At 60.4% G+C, this 17,190-nt stretch carries 15 protein-coding genes, 3 tRNA genes and 1 pseudogene; 1 reads left to right on the top strand and 18 read right to left on the bottom strand.

Translation table 11 applies throughout. The features are described from left to right. A pseudogene (locus BLR16_RS12965) lies at nt 1–279 on the top strand (threonine dehydratase); the annotation flags it as partial. Nucleotides 280–443: 164 nt separating this feature from the next. Here the strand turns inward: BLR16_RS12965 and BLR16_RS12960 are convergent. The 18 genes from BLR16_RS12960 to BLR16_RS12875 form a co-directional block, all read right to left on the bottom strand. Then, nucleotides 444–1,268, bottom strand: coding sequence for a DUF2242 domain-containing protein (locus tag BLR16_RS12960; RefSeq protein ID WP_058397563.1), 825 nt, complete (start codon nt 1,266–1,268; stop codon nt 444–446). Between the two features lie 233 nt (nt 1,269–1,501). Then, nucleotides 1,502–1,578 (bottom strand) — tRNA-Asp (locus BLR16_RS12955). Between the two features lie 115 nt (nt 1,579–1,693). Continuing rightward, nucleotides 1,694–1,770 (bottom strand) — tRNA-Asp (locus tag BLR16_RS12950). A gap of 79 nt (nt 1,771–1,849) precedes the next feature. Next, a tRNA-Val gene (locus BLR16_RS12945) sits at nt 1,850–1,925 on the bottom strand. Between the two features lie 150 nt (nt 1,926–2,075). Beyond that, nucleotides 2,076–2,840 (bottom strand): SDR family oxidoreductase, encoded by a 765-nt coding sequence (locus tag BLR16_RS12940; protein ID WP_161428779.1) that lies wholly within the window; start codon nt 2,838–2,840, stop codon nt 2,076–2,078. Nucleotides 2,841–2,890: 50 nt separating this feature from the next. Continuing rightward, complete coding sequence (locus BLR16_RS12935) at nt 2,891–4,102, bottom strand: O-succinylhomoserine sulfhydrylase (RefSeq protein ID WP_003368440.1); 1,212 nt, start codon at nt 4,100–4,102, stop codon at nt 2,891–2,893. Nucleotides 4,103–4,122: 20 nt separating this feature from the next. After that, nucleotides 4,123–5,631 carry an amidophosphoribosyltransferase gene (gene purF, locus BLR16_RS12930; RefSeq protein WP_003347797.1) on the bottom strand — a complete coding sequence of 503 codons (1,509 nt, stop codon included), beginning with the start codon at nt 5,629–5,631 and terminating at the stop codon, nt 4,123–4,125. Nucleotides 5,632–5,643: 12 nt separating this feature from the next. Beyond that, entirely contained in the window at nt 5,644–6,231 is a 588-nt protein-coding gene (locus BLR16_RS12925) for a CvpA family protein (protein ID WP_003318487.1), read from the bottom strand. Nucleotides 6,232–6,349: 118 nt separating this feature from the next. Beyond that, the gene (locus BLR16_RS12920) at nt 6,350–7,021 is read right to left on the bottom strand and encodes an SPOR domain-containing protein (RefSeq protein WP_003368439.1); all 672 of its coding nucleotides are present in this window, start codon (nt 7,019–7,021) and stop codon (nt 6,350–6,352) included. After that, nucleotides 7,005–8,309 (bottom strand): bifunctional tetrahydrofolate synthase/dihydrofolate synthase, encoded by a 1,305-nt coding sequence (gene folC, locus BLR16_RS12915; protein ID WP_054080815.1) that lies wholly within the window; start codon nt 8,307–8,309, stop codon nt 7,005–7,007. Before folC ends, BLR16_RS12920 begins: the two co-directional genes overlap by 17 nt. Continuing rightward, a complete protein-coding gene (gene accD / locus BLR16_RS12910; protein WP_003318491.1) occupies nt 8,306–9,226 on the bottom strand; it encodes an acetyl-CoA carboxylase, carboxyltransferase subunit beta in 921 nt (306 codons plus the stop codon). Before accD ends, folC begins: the two co-directional genes overlap by 4 nt. 252 nt (nt 9,227–9,478) lie before the next feature. Continuing rightward, nucleotides 9,479–10,099, bottom strand: coding sequence for a phosphoribosylanthranilate isomerase (locus tag BLR16_RS12905; protein WP_003368435.1), 621 nt, complete (start codon nt 10,097–10,099; stop codon nt 9,479–9,481). Nucleotides 10,100–10,160: 61 nt separating this feature from the next. Next, a complete protein-coding gene (gene truA / locus BLR16_RS12900; RefSeq protein ID WP_003368434.1) occupies nt 10,161–10,985 on the bottom strand; it encodes a tRNA pseudouridine(38-40) synthase TruA in 825 nt (274 codons plus the stop codon). A 159-nt stretch (nt 10,986–11,144) separates the two neighbouring features. After that, entirely contained in the window at nt 11,145–13,961 is a 2,817-nt protein-coding gene (locus BLR16_RS12895) for a FimV/HubP family polar landmark protein (RefSeq protein WP_074807867.1), read from the bottom strand. A gap of 109 nt (nt 13,962–14,070) precedes the next feature. Next, the gene (locus BLR16_RS12890) at nt 14,071–15,084 is read right to left on the bottom strand and encodes an aspartate-semialdehyde dehydrogenase (RefSeq protein ID WP_074807864.1); all 1,014 of its coding nucleotides are present in this window, start codon (nt 15,082–15,084) and stop codon (nt 14,071–14,073) included. An 85-nt stretch (nt 15,085–15,169) separates the two neighbouring features. Next, complete coding sequence (locus tag BLR16_RS12885; protein ID WP_003431001.1) at nt 15,170–15,730, bottom strand: DUF1285 domain-containing protein; 561 nt, start codon at nt 15,728–15,730, stop codon at nt 15,170–15,172. Between the two features lie 27 nt (nt 15,731–15,757). Further along, nucleotides 15,758–16,360 carry a DUF4823 domain-containing protein gene (locus BLR16_RS12880; RefSeq protein WP_003318496.1) on the bottom strand — a complete coding sequence of 201 codons (603 nt, stop codon included), beginning with the start codon at nt 16,358–16,360 and terminating at the stop codon, nt 15,758–15,760. A gap of 123 nt (nt 16,361–16,483) precedes the next feature. Further along, entirely contained in the window at nt 16,484–17,146 is a 663-nt protein-coding gene (locus tag BLR16_RS12875) for a TetR/AcrR family transcriptional regulator (RefSeq protein ID WP_003368424.1), read from the bottom strand. Nucleotides 17,147–17,190 lie beyond the last annotated feature (44 nt).

Raw genomic sequence — 17,190 nt, 5'->3', positions numbered from 1 at the left:
GTTGGCGGGCATGCCGAGCGGGTCAATGATGAAGTGGTGCTGCGCTTCGAGTTCCCGGAGCGACCGGGCGCGCTGTTCAACTTCCTCAACCGTCTAGGCGGCCGCTGGACCATCTCCATGTTCCACTACCGCAACCACGGCGCTGCTGACGGCCGCGTGGTTGCCGGGCTGGTGGTGCCGGAGGAAGAGCGGCATCTGGTCGGTGCTGCGCTGGATGAGATTGGTTACCCGTATTGGGACGAGAGCGAGAACCCGGCGTACAGGCTGTTTCTGGGCTAAGGCCGGGATATCTCGCGTTCCTCACGCTCCGCGTCACAAGAGGACGTAGAGCGTCCAGACCGGCATACCCACGCGGAGCATGGGCACGACGGTGATCTGACTGACAACTATCGTTCCTCACGCTCCAGCGTGGGAATGCAGTTCACGACGCTCCGCGCCACACCTTACTGCGCCGGGGCGGGCTCGACTGGCGTGGGGGCGGTGCTTTCGGCAGGTTCTGCGGCCGGTGTTTCGACCGTTTCTGCCTTGAATGAAGCAGGTTCGGACGGTGCAGGCACTGGTTCGCTTGCAGCAGGCGTAACCGGTTCGGCAGCAGGCTCGGCCTTCGGCGCGTTTTCTGACGACGCAGGCGCTAGCTTCGCAGGCTCGGCAGCCTTGGCGGGAGCCGCCGGGGCTGCGGGAGCCGTGTCAGGCACACCGAGGTCGGCCTTGGGCTTCTCGACAATATGCGCAGCCTTTTTCACTTCAGGCGGCAGGAAGTTTTCCACCAGACCGAAAAAGCGCTCGTAGAACTTTGCCGACGAGACGGTCTCACTGGCGACCTTGACCATCGAGTCGTCAGTCGAGCCTATCGGCATCGACACGGAACCCAGCACGCCGACACCGAGGCTGGCCGAGTTGTTGGTCTTCTTCAACGCGTAGCGGTCTTGCAGCGCGTTGGCGAACATGGTGGAACTGCCATCCTTCGCATCGGCGGCGCACACCAGATTGAAGCTGATTTCGATATGCGTATCGCCGGTCTGCTGGAAGCTCTTGCGGCCGGCAATCATCTTAGGGTCGCTGCTGGTGATGATATAGCCCTGACTCAGCAAGGCACGCCGCCCCGCCTCGCAGTAAGCCATGTCGGTCGCTGGGTAGCTTCGGGAGAAGGTCCCGGCGTCGTCGAAGTGTTCATGGTCATACACCGCCTGCTTGGGCGATGAACAGCCGGCTGCCATCAACACGGCAGAAATCCAGAGGGCGGTACGAACGTTCAGTAGCTTAAACATCGAAAATCCTGAGGAAGGAAAAGACTGCCAGCAAGACTGCGAACTGGGAAATGGCGGTAAGTCTGCAACAAGGCCGACGCTGGATCAACGTACAGTTCAAAAGGATTTGGATACAAACCACTCAGGCGCACGAAGCCAGGCCCTCAGACACACAAAATGCAGACAACAAAAAAGCGACCCTAGGGCCGCTTTCTTGTTTGCTTCAAGGAGTTCAAGGGCCTTGAAGCGGTGTATGGCGCAGCGGACGGGACTCGAACCCGCGACCCCCGGCGTGACAGGCCGGTATTCTAACCGACTGAACTACCGCTGCGTATCGCTGTAAACCTGTTTGAAACAAACCTTAGGTAGGCTGCTTCCTGTACATGTGACCGAAAGACACTTGGGCTTTTCAATCGCAGACCCGGAGAACCCGATCTGTACAAATATGGCGCAGCGGACGGGACTCGAACCCGCGACCCCCGGCGTGACAGGCCGGTATTCTAACCGACTGAACTACCGCTGCGCATTGTGGACTTGCGTCCGTGTAAGCTTTTTAAAATCACTTTTGAAAGCCCTCGTACTTCAGCTTTCAAACTCAACGATGGTGGGTGATGACGGGATCGAACCGCCGACCCGCTGCTTGTAAGGCAGCTGCTCTCCCAGCTGAGCTAATCACCCTTTGCTTCGTTGAGGCCGCGAAATTTACGCACCTAACGAACCTAAGTCAATAGCCTGATTGAAGTTTTTTTAAAAACCGCCTCAATCACAAAACCCTCACCACACACCAAAAGCACAAGCAATAGCTCAATCGAAGCTCGTCCGCGCAAACTACTCGGCGTACACCATCTTGCGCGTCATGCCACCGTCGACCACGAACTCCTGCCCGGTCACGAAACCGGCGTTTCTGGACAACAGCCAGGCAACCATCGCCGCAACGTCCTCCACTGTCCCTACCCTGCCCGCCGGATGCTGGGCATGATCGGTCTCGGACAAAGGCTCGGCTCTGCGCAAGGAGGGGTCGCGCGCGTCGATCCAGCCAGGGCTGACAGCATTGACCCGAATCTCCGGCCCCAGACTGATCGCCAGCGCGTGTGTCAGCGCCATCAGACCGCCCTTGCTGGCCGCATAAGCTTCGGTGTCGGCCTCCGACTGGCGAGAGCGTGTGGAGGTCAGGTTGACGATGCTGCCGCAATGCGCACGCAGGTAAGGCGCGCAATGCTTGGCCAGCAGCATCGGACCGCCGAGGTTGACTGCCAGTACACGGTTCCAGTGCGACAGCTCAAGGCTTTCCAGCGTAGTGTTGTGCGGATCGGCAATCGCGGCGTTGCACACCAGCGCATCGAGACGACCGAACTGCCGAAGCACCTCGGCCACGCCCGCTGCGACCTGCTCTTCACTGGCAACGTCCATGGCAATGAACAGGGCATTTTCACCCAGCGCACCGGCCACTTTCGAACCACGCGCACGATCCAGATCGGTCAACACGACTTGCCAGCCTTCGGCAATCAGCCACGCTGCAATGCCGAGCCCGATCCCGCGAGCGGCACCGGTCACCAGGGCGACACGACCATTGTGGACGCTGGAAAATTTCAACGCCCACGCCTCACCCGGCTTGCCACTGGCCGGTTTGCTGGCCTCGCTATTCACAACGCCGCCAGACCACGGGCCAGGTCAGCCTGCAGATCAGCCACGTCTTCCAGCCCCACTGCAACCCGAATCAGGCTGTCGCGAATACCTGCGGCCTCACGCTCCTGAGGTGCCAGACGACCGTGAGAGGTGGTGCTCGGGTGAGTGATCGTGGTTTTGCTGTCGCCCAGGTTGGCGGTGATCGAAATCAGTCGCGTGGCATCGATGAAGCGCCATGCGCCATCCTTGCCACCCTTGACCTCGAAGCTCACCACCGCGCCGAAACCCTTTTGCTGACGCTGGGCCAACGCGTGCTGCGGGTGGCTCTTCAACCCGGCGTAATGGACTTTTTCGATGCCATCCTGCTGCTCGAGCCACTCGGCCAGTGCCTGGGCATTGGCACAGTGAGCGCGCATGCGCAGGTTCAGGGTTTCGAGGCCCTTGAGGAAGATCCACGCATTGAACGGGCTGAGCGTCGGCCCGGCAGTACGCAGGAAGCCGACCACTTCTTTCATCTGCTCGCTGCGCCCGGCAACCACGCCGCCCATGCAACGGCCCTGGCCGTCGATGAACTTGGTGGCCGAATGCACGACAATGTCAGCGCCCAGCAACAGTGGCTGCTGCAAGGCCGGCGTACAGAAACAGTTGTCGACGATCAGCATCGCGCCCTTGGCGTGCGCGATCTCGGCCAGGGCCGCGATGTCGACCAGCTCGGCCAGGGGATTGGACGGCGATTCGACGAAGAGCATTTTGGTGTTGGGCTTGATCGCCGCGTCCCAGCCGCTCAGATCGGCGAGAGGAACGTAATCAACCTCGACACCAAAGCGCTTGAAGTACTTGTCGAACAGGCTGATGGTCGAGCCGAACACGCTGCGTGACACCAGAACGTGATCACCGGCGCTGCACAGGCTCATCACCACGGCCAGGGTTGCCGCCATGCCGGTCGCCGTGGCGACAGCCTGCTCGGCACCTTCCAGTGCGGCAATGCGCTCTTCGAAAGAACGCACCGTCGGGTTGGTGTAACGCGAGTAGACGTTGCCCGGTACCTCACCGGAGAAACGCGCAGCCGCATCGGCGGCCGTGCGAAATACGTAACTGGAGGTAAAGAACATGGGTTCGCCATGCTCTCCTTCCGGTGTACGGTGATGCCCGGCACGTACGGCTAGGGTATCGAAACCTACGCCTTCAAGGTCGCTGTCCAGCCGACCTGCATCCCATTCCTGAGTCATGCCGCCCACTCCTTGCCCAATTAGTTGTTGTACAGATCGATGATCGCGCTCACTGCCTGAGTCTTGATCTTGGAGGCGTCATTACGCGCGCTCTCGATCCGGTTCAAATAATGCTCGTCGATGTCGCCGGTCACGTACTTGCCGTCGAAAACCGAGCAATCGAAGTTGTCGATCTTGATTTTCTTGCTGCCGCTGACCGCTTCGATCAGGTCATTCAGATCCTGATAGACCAGCCAGTCGGCACCGATGAGGTCGGCCACGTCCTGAGTGGTGCGGTTGTGGGCAATCAGCTCGTGAGCACTCGGCATGTCGATGCCGTAGACGTTGGGGTAGCGCACAGCCGGGGCTGCAGAACAGAAGTAGACATTCTTGGCACCGGCTTCGCGGGCCATCTGGATGATCTGCTTGCAAGTGGTGCCACGTACGATGGAGTCATCCACCAGCATCACGTTCTTGCCACGGAACTCCAGCTCAATGGCGTTGAGCTTCTGGCGTACGGATTTCTTGCGCGCAGCCTGGCCCGGCATGATGAAGGTCCGGCCGATGTAACGGTTCTTGACGAAGCCTTCGCGGAACTTGACGCCCAGATGGTTGGCCAGCTCCAAAGCGGCGGTCCGGCTGGTGTCCGGAATCGGGATGACCACATCGATATCGTGATCCGGACGCTCGCGCAGGATCTTGTCGGCCAGCTTCTCGCCCATGCGCAGGCGCGCCTTGTAGACCGAGATGCCGTCGATGATCGAATCCGGGCGCGCCAGATAGACGTGCTCGAAGATGCACGGTGCGTACTTGGGGTTGGCCGCGCACTGACGGGTGTGCAACTTGCCGTCTTCGGTGATGTAGACCGCTTCGCCCGGCGCCAGGTCGCGAATCAGGGTAAAGCCCAGTACGTCCAGCGATACGCTTTCCGACGCGATCATGTACTCGACGCCTTCGTCGGTATGACGCTGGCCGAACACGATAGGACGAATGGCGTCCGGGTCACGGAAGCCGACGATACCGTAGCCAGTGATCATGGCCACGACCGCGTAACCACCACGGCAGCGATTATGCACATCGGTCACTGCCGCGAAGATATCCTCTTCGGTCGGCTGCAACTTGCCACGCACGGCCAGCTCATGGGCGAATACGTTGAGCAGCACTTCCGAATCGGAATTGGTGTTCACATGGCGCAGGTCGGATTCGTAAATTTCCTTGGCCAACTGCTCGACGTTGGTGAGGTTGCCGTTATGCGCCAGCGTGATGCCGTAAGGCGAGTTGACGTAGAACGGCTGAGCCTCGGCCGACGTCGAGCTGCCCGCGGTGGGGTAACGCACGTGACCGATGCCCATATGCCCGACCAGACGCTGCATATGACGTTGATGAAACACATCGCGCACCAATCCGTTGTCCTTGCGCAGGAATAACCGGCCATCATGGCTGGTTACGATACCGGCAGCGTCCTGGCCGCGGTGCTGGAGGACGGTAAGCGCGTCATACAGCGCCTGATTGACGTTCGACTTGCCGACGATACCGACGATGCCACACATGCGACACAACCCCTACTTAGTGGAACTGGATTTACCGAGCACATCCTGCGGCATTGTAGACGGCAGGATCTGCTCCTTGAACGGCATGTCAGCGGGTACGCTGATGCCGCTGGCGAGCCACTTGCTGGACATCCCGAGAATCAGGTTTTTCGACCAGTCAGCGACCATGAGAAATTGCGGCACCAGCCTCGACTGCTGCCACCATTGATCCTGTTGCACCGGCCCCAGGCTCAACAGCCCTACCGCCACAACGACAAGCAGGCCTCCGCGCGCTGCGCCGAAGACCATGCCGAGAAAACGATCGGTCCCGGAAAGCCCGGTGACGCGAATCAGCTCGCCTATCAGAAAATTGACCATGGCGCCTACCAGCAGGGTGGCGACAAAAAGAATGGTACAGCTCGCGATCACGCGGGCCGAAGGTGTTTCTATGTAATTGACCAGATACTGCGACAGCCCTGCGCCAAACATCCAGGCCACAACACCTGCAATGATCCACGTCGTCAACGACAGTGCTTCTTTTACGAAGCCGCGCTTCAGACTGATCAGGGCGGAGATGGCGACAATTCCGAGAATTGCCCAGTCAACCGGAGTAAATGGCACGTTGCAGCCTGCAGACGGATAAGGCGGCGCATTTTAGCAGAGCGTCCGCCTGCCGGTAAGCAGCGATTACCGGCGCGAGGCATTTTCCTTTGTGCCAGGGGCACCAGGTGCCGAACGGTCAGCCGCGCTCGGGCTGAAAGCGCACCACAATACCCTTGAGCTTTTGCTGTTTATCGAGCTGATCGCGCAGGCGATCGGCCTCGGAGCGCTCGATGAGCGGGCCGACAAACACCCGGTTCACGCCATCAGCGGTGCGAATGTAGGCGTTGTAGCCCTGGGTACGCAGCGTCTTTTGCAGATTGTCGGCATTGGCCCGATTGGACATGCTTGCCAATTGCACCGACCAACTGATCGACAGACCATTGGCATCGACGCCAGCAGGTGCTGCAGGTTTGGCAGGAGCCGGTGTCGCTGCTGGTGCAGCAGCCGTCGCTGGCGCCGGAGCGGGTGCCGGTTTGGCAGCAGGTTTGGAGACCGGAGCAGCAGGCGCTGCAGGTGCAGCCTGAACAGTCGGCGCAGGCGCGATCGGCATGGCAGGGGGCTGGTTGCTGCTCATGTCATCGTCACCCGGCACAGGCTCCTGAGGCAGAACCTGAGGCTCCGGAACAGGCACCGGATCGACCCGCACCTGCGCAGCTGCAGGCGCCTGAGGCGCGGCTGGCGCCTCGACCTGCACCTGACGTGTTTCATCTTCACGCGTGAAAAGCATGGGCAGGAAAATGACCGCCACGGCGATCAGCACCAGTGCTCCAACCATTCGCTGCTTGAATACGTTATCCAGCAAAGCCATTTGCAGCGTCCTCATCGGTGTACCGGGCCAACCATTCAAGGGCCTCGGCAACACAGTAAAATGAACCGAACAGCAGAATCTCGTCATCGGGCGTGGCATGCGCGCACTGAGCTTCCAGCGCCAACGCGATACTCTGATAGGACGTCACGCGGGCGCCAAGGTTCTGCAAGGCCGTCTGCAACTCTTCTGCTGGCCGACTGCGCGAGGTAGGAAGCGGCGCAACAGCCCACTCTTCAATGACCGGTGCCAGGTGCGCGACCACGCCGTCGAGATCCTTGTCGCTGAGCAGACCAAACACCGCTCGACGCTTGCCGCCAACTGGCTGCCGCGCGAGGCGCTGGCCCAGAAACCGGGCCGCATGGGGGTTATGGCCTACATCCAGAAGCAGGTTGAGCGACTTGCCGTGCCACCTGACGACCCTGCGATCTAGACGACCGGCGAGCCGGGTCTCGGCAAGCACCTTGCCTGTCGCATCCGCTTGCAATGGATACCCCAGCAGGGCAAAGGCCTGAAGCGCCAGCGCGGCATTCTGCATGGGCAGATCGAGCAGCGGCAGACCGCGCAGCTCGATCTGCTCGCCCTGAGCGACACCACGCCAGTCCCAGCTGTCTTCACCTATGGAAAGATCGAAATCCCGGCCACGCAGCAACAACGGACAGCCCAGCTCGCGGGCTTTGGCCAGCAGCGGCTCAGGGGGCGCCGGGTCACCGCACAGCGCTGGACAACCGGCGCGAAAGATCCCGGCTTTCTCGAAAGCGACCGACTCACGGGTGTCGCCCAGATACTCGGCATGATCGACCCCGATACTGGTGACCAGCGCCAGATCCGCATCCACTAGATTGACCGCGTCCAGACGACCGCCCAGACCGACTTCCAGCACCACTGCATCGAGCCGGGCCTGCTCGAACAGCCAGAACGCCGCCAGCGTGCCCATTTCGAAATAAGTCAGGGTGACATCGCCGCGCGCCGCTTCGACCGCAGCGAAGGCGTCGCATAGTTCCAGATCGGTTACCTCGACGCCCTGCACTTTCACCCGCTCGTTATAGCGAATCAAATGCGGGGAACTGTAGACACCAACCTTCAAGCCCTGAGCCTGCAACAAGGCAGCGACAAAGGCGCAGGTCGAGCCCTTGCCGTTGGTGCCCGTCACCGTGATCACCTGGCGCGCCGGGCGTGTAAGACCCAATTGCAGCGCCACCTGTCGAGACCGGTCCAGGCCCATGTCGATGGCCGACGGATGCAGTTGCTCCAGATAGGCGAGCCAGTCGCTCAGGGACGTAGGGGTCATATCGTCGCGGGTGCCGGCGGGACGACGATTGGCTCGATGACGGGTGCGACAAAGCGAGGGGTCGGCAGATTCATCATCTGTGCCAGCAGGTTACCCAGGCGCGGACGAAGCTCACTGCGCGAGACGATCATGTCGATGGCACCGTGATCCAGCAGGAATTCACTGCGCTGGAAGCCTTCAGGCAGCTTCTCGCGAACCGTTTGCTCGATGACCCGTGGACCGGCAAAACCGATCAGCGCCTTGGGCTCGGCGACGATGACGTCACCCAGCATGGCCAGGCTGGCGGAAACGCCACCGTAGACCGGGTCGGTCAGCACCGAGATGAACGGCAGCCCTTCTTCGCGAAGACGCGCCAGAACAGCCGAGGTCTTGGCCATCTGCATCAGCGAGATCAGCGCTTCCTGCATGCGCGCACCGCCGGAAGCGGCGAAGCAGACGAACGGGCAGCGATTTTCCAGCGCATAGTTGGCGGCACGTACGAAACGCTCGCCGACAATGGCACCCATCGAACCACCCATGAACGAGAATTCGAATGCCGAAGCCACCACCGGCATGCCCAGCAAGGTGCCGCTCATGGAAATCAGCGCGTCCTTTTCACCGGTCTGCTTCTGCGCAGCGGTCAGGCGATCCTTGTACTTCTTGCCGTCGCGGAATTTCAGACGGTCGACCGGCTCGAGATCGGCACCCAGCTCTTCGCGCCCTTCGACGTCCAGAAAAATGTTCAGACGTGCACGTGCGCCGATACGCATGTGGTGGTTGCACTTGGGGCAGACGTCCAGGGTCTTTTCCAGCTCAGGGCGATACAGCACCGCCTCACAGGACGGGCATTTGTGCCAGAGGCCTTCGGGAACCGAGCTCTTCTTGACCTCGGAACGCATGATCGATGGGATCAGTTTGTCTACCAACCAGTTGCTCATGCTTTATATCTCCAGTACCGGTGTGGCTCGAACGACTGACAAATCAAACGCCAGTCGCATGCCCTCGGATAAATTCGTATATGGACGACGATGAAAGGATAGCGATCGACTCATGGCCGGACCTGCGCGCCCCTCACCCCGATTTTTCACAACGACGGCGTTGCTCAGTGGCACCACCGCTTACTCGATTCGACCCGCGTGCCTCGTGGCGGGAACAGGCTTATGGACGGCGGCCGATCAATAGCCGTCACATCAGGTGCCGTGCACCGCACTCATGAACGCCAGGATCTTCTCCCGATCCTTGATGCCCTTGCTCTTTTCAACGCCGCCGCTGACATCCACTGCATAGGGCCGGACTTGAGCGATGGCCTGCGCCACATTGGCGGACGTCAGCCCGCCCGCCAGGATGACCGGCTTGTCCAGGTCGTCCGGAATCAATGCCCAGTCGAAGGTTTCTCCGGTACCGCCGGGCACCCCTTCAACGTAGGTATCGAGCAGCACGCCGCGTGCATTGCGATAGGTCCGGCAGACCCCGGCAATGTCATCACCGGCCTTGACCCGCAGCGCCTTGATGTACGGGCGATGATACCCATCGCACTCATCGGGTGTTTCATCGCCATGAAACTGCAGCATGTCCAGCGCGACGGCATCCAGCGTCTCGTTGAGCTCACAGCGACTGGCGTTGACGAACAGGCCAACGGTGGTGATGAACGGCGGCAACGCGGCAATGATGGCACGCGCCTGCAATACCGTCACCGCACGCGGGCTTTTCGGATAGAACACCAGACCGATAGCGTCGGCACCTGCCTCGGCGGCAGCCAGTGCATCCTCTATGCGGGTAATCCCGCAGATCTTGCTGCGAACGGCTGACATGTCGTGAGTAACCTCAAGCCTTTCGGAAAGTCCCGGATGTTAGCAAATGCTGCCGGGATCGTCAGCCGTCCAATTCCGCAAAGCCCGTAAGAAAATGAGGACCGATATAGCGCTCGGGCAACGGGAACTCATCACGGTACTCGACCCCGACCAGGTACAGCCCGTAAGGATGGGCCGTGACACCACCGGTACGCCGAATCCGGCTTTCCAGCACCTCCCGCGCCCACTCGACCGGACGCTCGCCGGTGCCGATGGTCATCAGCACTCCGGCGATATTGCGCACCATATGATGAAGAAAGGCATTGGCGCGCACATCGATCACGATCATCTTGCCGTGACGGGTCACGCGCAGATGGTGCAACTGCTTGACCGGCGACTTGGCCTGACACTGACCGGCGCGAAAGGCACTGAAATCGTGAGTACCCACCAGGTATTCGGCAGCCTGCGCCATGCGCTCGACATCCAGCGGGCGGTGGTTCCAGGTAATTTCCTGATTCAGGTGCGCCGGGCGGATCTGATCGTTGTAGATCACATACCGATAACGCCGGGCGATGGCCTTGAAGCGCGCGTGAAAGGTGGCCGGCATGACTCTGGCCCAAGTGACGCTGACATCATGGGGCAGATTGATATTGGCGCCCATGACCCAGGCCTTCATGGTGCGCTCGGCCTGGGTGTCGAAGTGCACCACCTGACCACAGGCATGCACCCCCGCGTCCGTGCGACCGGCACACATCAGTGACACCGGTGACGCGGCCACTTTTGACAAAGCGTCTTCAAGGGTTTCCTGCACGGTCAGCACGCCGGACGCCTGACGCTGCCAGCCGCAATAGCGCGAGCCCTTGTACTCGACGCCCAGCGCGATTCGGGAAAAGCCCTCGGCCGCCATCTCGGCGGCCGGGTTATCTATGTTCGCCAAAGTGGTACAGCCTGTCGGTTCGCGAAAAGTCGGCCATTATACGGCCGCAAAAAAAACACGCTACTCAAGCCGGACATCTGAAATGCAAACGGCCGCATAAGCGGCCGTGTGCAGGTTGCCGGGGTTGAATCAGGCCAGCCGCGAAAGCATCTCCCGCGCTTCGCTTTTCTGACCGTCATCGCCCTCGGTGACGACCTCATCAAGAATATCCCGAGCGCCGTCCGCATCGCCCATGTCGATGTAGGCACGCGCCAGATCAAGCTTGGTCGCCGCCTCGTCAGTACCAGCCATGAAGTCGAAGTCCGGCTCGTCATCCAGCGCTGCCGCATCCTCGGCGGTGAATCTTGGCTCATCGAGCGGCGGATGTTCGAGATTCTGCGAAAGACGCTCAAGCTCGGCGTTGACGTCGTCGATTTCAGTCGCGAATGCCTGGCTTGCCTGATCGGTTTCAATCTCGTCCGCCAGCGACAGGTCGAAATCCTCTGGAAGCTCGAGGTCATCAGTGACCGGTGGTGTAGGCGAGGTTTCACCCAAATCCAGCGGATCTTCGCCAAGGCCGAGCAGGAAATCATCTTCGCTCTTGAGGGCCGGGTCTTCCTCGGACAAGTCCAGATCGAAGTCGGCGAGGTCCTGCGGCGTTGCCGCTGCACGGGCCTCTTCCTGCTGCTGCATGACAGACTCGAAGCTCAGCTCTTCGTCATCCGCTACCGCCGAGACCTTGGGCTCGTCGAGCATCAGGTCATCGAGATCGTTAACGGTAGAGACTTCAGGCACAGACGGTTCTTCGAACTCGTCCAGGCTCAAGTCAAAATCGTTATCGAACGGGTCTGCCTCTTCGACAGGCTCTGCGGCCAGCGGAGCGGTGACTTCCGGCTCAGGCTCAGGCGTTGCAACAATTTCAGGCTCAGGCTCCTGCTCTGCCGAATCATCGGCCAGCAGCTCTTCAAGATATTTGGCATCGAGCTCTGCAACCAGTGCGGCCGTTGTAGCCGCCGCGGCGGCTGCAGCGACGGCAGGAGCAGCCGATGCAGTAGAGGTTTCAGAAGCCAGCGGCGCAGCAACAGGTGCCACCGGCTTCAGGGTCGAGTTAAGTTCTTCCCGCTGCTCGACCTCAGCTTCAAGCTTTCCCGCAGCCACCAGTTTACGTTCGTGGGCGGCATAGGCTTTGTTGTTACCCTGCTCGGCGTAGATTTCCATCAGTTTCAGACGGATATCGTCGCGCTTGGGGTCTTCGTTGACGGCTTCTTCCAGCAGCTCGATCGCCTGATTCATACGACCGTAAGCGATATGGATCTCGGCCTGAACCAGCGGATCGGCAGGACGTTCACGACCGGCAACGGCTGCTGCGGCGCCTCCCATGCGCACGTTGGGCGGCGGCACATCAAGCCCGTCGAAGCTGGCGGGCGGTGCATTCATGTCCATGTCCGAGACGAAATCCGACTCCTCGGCCAGCGCACGCGCCATGCGCTTGTGCTTCTCGGCTTCGGCCTTCGCCGCGCGACGACGCGCCAGGAACAACAACAGCAAGGCCAGAATCAGCAGTACCGCCCCGCCGATCAGGCCAAGCAGTACAGGGTTGTTGATGATTTTCTGCAGCGCGTCCTGGTCTTCGTCTGCTGCAGCAACCGGCTCCACCGCCAGCGGCTGCTCTGGCGCCGGCGTCGCAACTTCGGCAGCACCGGCAGGCAATGCATCTTCAGGCGCAATCTCGCCAGCCGGTTTGACCGGAGCACCGTTGGCGTCGACCAGCGAGGCAGGCACCGCCGCGTTGGCCGGCGTTGCAGCTTCCGGGGTAGCGGCAGGTGGAGGCACGGCTGCGCCAGCGGCCTGCATCTTGGCCAACTGACCGTTTTTCAACTCGATCAGACGCTGCAGCTTGTCGAGCTGGCTTTGCAGGTCGTTCATGCGGCTTTTCAGCTCGGCATTATCACGACGTGTGGTATCCAGCGCTTCCTGAGCCACGGCCAGCTTGTTGCCCAGATCGCTGTCGCCCGCCGCACCTTTTGCCGCCGGCTTGCCGCTTGCCGAAACCAGACTGAGGTTATCGGAGGTATCCACTTTGGAAGGCGCCGCACCGGCGCGGTCACGACGGGTAGCATCGACCTGACGTGTACCGGCCGGCAGACGGCGACCTTCACGCCAGGCGCTGTATTGCCGGGAAACTTCTGCCACTGCCTGTGATTGCGGCAGCGCGGTGGTCTGCTGCGGGGTCGGAAGGCGCAGCACCTGCCCTTTCTTCAGGCGGTTGATGTTGCCACCAATGAACGCATCCGGATTCAAAGCCTGAATCGCCAGCATGGTTTGCTGGACAGTCCCGCCATTGCGCACCTTCGCAGCAATTTCCCACAAGGTGTCGTTATTGGCGGTGACGTACTGCGACTGCTTGTCGGCGGCTGGCGCCGGCAATGCGGATGTGTTGGCTGCTGGTGCTGGCGCCTCGGCTGCCGGCGCTTCAGCCGACGGGGCTACCGTTGCCAGTTGCGCAGGCGCCGCGGGCGCTGCAGCGGGGGCCGGGGCTGCAGCCGCAGCGGCTGCCTCGGGAGAGAATTTCGGCGGATCGAGCAGAAGGCTGTACTCACGCAGCAACCGGCCATTGGGCCAGAGCACCTGAACCAGAAACTTCACATAAGGCTCGCGCACCGGCTTGCTGGAAGTAATGCGCAGAACACTTTTAGCGCTGGCATTGATAACCGGGGTAAAGGTGAGATCGTTGAGAAATGCCTGACGGGTCACACCCGCCTGCGCGAAGTCGGCCGTGGTGGCCAGGCTGGGCACAACTTGCGTTGCGTTGAGCCCCTGAGCCTCGGTCAACTCGATTTCCGCTACCAATGGCTGATTCAGGGTCGACTTGACCGACAATTCCCCGAGCCCCAGCGCCTGCGCCATACCCGATGACAGCGCTGATGCCGCAGCGATTGCTAATACCAGTTTACGAACCTGAACCATAGCCCATCCCTTGTTTAAAGATTCCCCGAGATCCGGGGAGGTTGTCCTGCATTTGGGTGTAAGGCGTATCGCCGCTAGAACAATTATTCAAATTGTTGCCAAGTATCTTTTACACATAGTCTTTTATCAACAATTCGCCAACCTGCACAGCGTTGAGCGCAGCGCCTTTGCGCACATTATCCGAGGTCAGCCACAGATTGAGCTGCTCGGAATCGTCGGTTCCCGCCCTGACGCGTCCCACATAAACCACGTCCTGGCCCACCGCATCGCCCACCGGCGTAGGGTAATCCCCCGCATCGACCAGTTCGATTCCGTCTGCAGACTCGAGTGCTGCATTGACCGCCGCCACGTCGACCGCCCCGGCCGTGCGCAACGCTACCGTGAAGCTGTCACCAAAGAACACCGGTACCTGAATGCAGGTCGCAGACACTTTGAGCGATGGCAGCGCCAGCAGTTCGCGCAATTCTTCGACCAGACGCCTTTCCAGCGGCAGGTGCCCCGACGCGTCTGGTGTCCCTACTTGCGCCAGCAGGTTGAACGCCATCTGACGATCAAAAAACCGCGCTTCCAGCGGGCGAACATTCAATAGCTCGGTGGTCTGACGAGCCAGCTCACTGACGCCTTCACGCCCCAGTGCCGATACCGCCAGACACGCCGTTACCGCCACCGACTGTATATCGATCAGGCCGAGCAACGGCGCCAAAGCCAGGGCAACCGCAGTGGCAGAAGCACTGGGACTGGCAACCAGACAAGGAGCGACGCCACGGTTGTGCAAAAGCGTAGCATTTATTTCCGGCACGACATTAGGTGCCTGGACTGCGGTAAATGCGCTCGACAGGTCGATGACCGTGCACCCCGCCGCTACCGCCTTTTCGGCGTGACTGCGACTGACCGCAGGTCCTGCAGCGAAAAACGCCATGCGCGCCGTGCTGAAATCGAACTCGTCGACTTCACGTACGCGCACATTCTTGCCTCGAAACGGCACCGAGTGGCCTGCGGATTCGATGCTGGCCAGCAGGTACAGATTGCCGACCGGGAAATTGCGCTCCTCCAGAACCTGCACAACGGTTTCGCCGACAGTACCGGTTGCGCCGACTACGGCGATATCAAAGGACTGGCTCATGCAAAAACCTCAGGAAAATCAGGGAGCGGCACTTTAACCGCCGCATTGCCGACAGGCAATTCAAGCCGGCAATCAGGTGTGTATTTCAAGGCTCGAGCCCTATCGGGAAGAACACGCCATGGCTCCAGACGCCCAGCCAGCGCTGTTCATCTATATCGCGGGAAACGGCCAGCTCGACCAACTGATAGAAAACATTGCGGTGAATCAGCGCCTCCAGATTGCTCCGCACGTGAATGTAGGGCGCCGGTTCCTGGGTATCAGGGTCGGTTACAACGCGTAAAGGGTGTTCCGGTCCCGCCTCGGCCTGATCCTCTACATTGGTCAGAAAGCGCAACACCTGGCCCTCACCCTCCCCCAGCACCTCAAGGCTGACGGCGACAAAAGGCGCATCATCAACCGTGATGCCGACCTTCTCCACAGGAGTGATCAGGAAATAGTCGTCGCCGTCGCGGCGCATGATGGTCGAGAACAACCGGACCATCGGTTTGCGGCCAATCGGCGTACCCAGGTAATACCAGGTACCGTCGCGAGCGATACGCATGTCGATATCGCCGCAGAAATCCGGATTCCACAAATGAACAGGCGGCAACCCCTTGGTTTTGGGGATCTGTGCAAACAGATCACCCGCCTTGTTTGAATCGGTCACTCCACTCTCCTGATGCGAGCTTTAGCTCTAGCGTTCGACACCCAATAAGGTACGAGCGTAGTCCTCAAGAGGCGGACCCAGCAAATCTTCCGGGCTTTTGTCGTAAAGCGTCAGCAATCCGCCACGGCTGCGAATGCGTGCGCTGTCGATGAGGTAGCGGGTGCCGGTCTCGATCAGCATCAGCTGAATGACGCCGCTGTCGACGCCCAGACGATCCACCGCTTCCTGATCGGCCCATTGATCGCCATTGCCGATTCGGTCGTCAGCCTTGGCGAAACGCGCATAGAGCAAATAATGTGCGCCCGCAGCACGCGCCTCGACCATGGCTTCATCCAGCCCCAATGGGCCTCGGGCACGACGGACCATCGGGAAGTACTCGATAAAGCCCTTGAAGGCTTCTTCAGCCACCACGTTGGGGCGCGGATAGGCATTGCCTGGCGGCACGAAGGCGCCCTGAGCGATGTAAATGAACGAGTCAGGCTGCACGCGCCAGTTGGCAGTACGACGGGTTTCGCTATGGTCGAGCAGACCTGCGTCGCTGAATTGCTCGCGAACACCTTCGCCCATGTCACTGACTTTCATGCAGCCACTCAACGCCAGAAGCGCGAGCAGCATAACCAGGCTACGCATTATCCCCTCCCAAATACCGGTGACGGAAAACCGGCGAATGGTCGTCGGATGCAGCTTCCGCGCCATATCTGGCACAGCCGCCATCAAAGCCTTGAAGCTGGCGCTCAAGACCGGGCTGGCGGGTTATTCGGCGGCGGGATCCGGCGTGGGCTCAGCGCTGACGTCGCCGTCGCGCTTGCGCTTATTGCCCATGCGTACGCCGATATCCATGAGGAAGTGGAAGAAGCCTTCCTGGTCTTCCAGCACGTTACTCCAGAACGGCGAGTGATACAGCGCAACGGCGCCATGCACCAGCGCCCAGGCAGCACAGTAATGGTAGTAAGGCGGGACATCTTCGAGCTTGCCTTCACTGATGCGGCCTTTGATCAGCAGCGTCAGGTGTTCGAAGTTGGAAGCGCGGATCTTGTGCAGCTCTTCGACCAGCTCAGGCACCTGATTGCCCTTGACCACCTTCTCTTCCAGGCGGTCGAACAGACGATAGCGCTGCGGGTCACGCATGCGGAATTCGAAGTAGGCGCGCGACAGCGATTCCTTGTCCTTGTCGACATCGGCCGAATGCAGCAGCTCGTTCAGGTCCCGCTCGTAGTCGAGCATCAGGCGCAGGTAGATTTCCGCCTTGGACTTGAAGTGCTTGTAGATGGTGCCTTTGCCAATGCCGACGGCGTCCGCGATCATCTCGACAGTGACGCTGTCTTCGCCTTGCTCGAGAAACAGCTTTAGCGCGGTGTCGAGAATTTCCTGCTCACGGCGGCGAAATTCACGGACCTTACGAGGTTCTTTCTGCATAGAGAGGTCTGTCAGGATCGAAATCGAAGCGGGGTATTATGCCC

Source organism: Pseudomonas sp. BS3767, assembly GCF_900099665.1.
GTDB classification, from domain to species: Bacteria; Pseudomonadota; Gammaproteobacteria; order Pseudomonadales; family Pseudomonadaceae; genus Aquipseudomonas; species Aquipseudomonas cerasi.
Note: the sequence above shows the minus strand (reverse complement) of the source record. Positions and strands in the feature narration are given on the sequence as shown.

Coding starts and splice junctions, on each gene's coding strand:
- BLR16_RS12960 (WP_058397563.1), bottom strand. CDS start 1,268: ATGTTTAAGCTACTGAACGTTCGTACCGCCCTCTGGATTTCTGCCGTG.
- BLR16_RS12935 (WP_003368440.1), bottom strand. CDS start 4,102: ATGACTCAGGAATGGGATGCAGGTCGGCTGGACAGCGACCTTGAAGGC.
- purF (WP_003347797.1), bottom strand. CDS start 5,631: ATGTGTGGCATCGTCGGTATCGTCGGCAAGTCGAACGTCAATCAGGCG.
- BLR16_RS12920 (WP_003368439.1), bottom strand. CDS start 7,021: ATGGCTTTGCTGGATAACGTATTCAAGCAGCGAATGGTTGGAGCACTG.
- folC (WP_054080815.1), bottom strand. CDS start 8,309: ATGACCCCTACGTCCCTGAGCGACTGGCTCGCCTATCTGGAGCAACTG.
- accD (WP_003318491.1), bottom strand. CDS start 9,226: ATGAGCAACTGGTTGGTAGACAAACTGATCCCATCGATCATGCGTTCC.
- BLR16_RS12905 (WP_003368435.1), bottom strand. CDS start 10,099: ATGTCAGCCGTTCGCAGCAAGATCTGCGGGATTACCCGCATAGAGGAT.
- truA (WP_003368434.1), bottom strand. CDS start 10,985: ATGGCGGCCGAGGGCTTTTCCCGAATCGCGCTGGGCGTCGAGTACAAG.
- BLR16_RS12895 (WP_074807867.1), bottom strand. CDS start 13,961: ATGGTTCAGGTTCGTAAACTGGTATTAGCAATCGCTGCGGCATCAGCG.
- BLR16_RS12890 (WP_074807864.1), bottom strand. CDS start 15,084: ATGAGCCAGTCCTTTGATATCGCCGTAGTCGGCGCAACCGGTACTGTC.
- BLR16_RS12880 (WP_003318496.1), bottom strand. CDS start 16,360: ATGCGTAGCCTGGTTATGCTGCTCGCGCTTCTGGCGTTGAGTGGCTGC.
- BLR16_RS12875 (WP_003368424.1), bottom strand. CDS start 17,146: ATGCAGAAAGAACCTCGTAAGGTCCGTGAATTTCGCCGCCGTGAGCAG.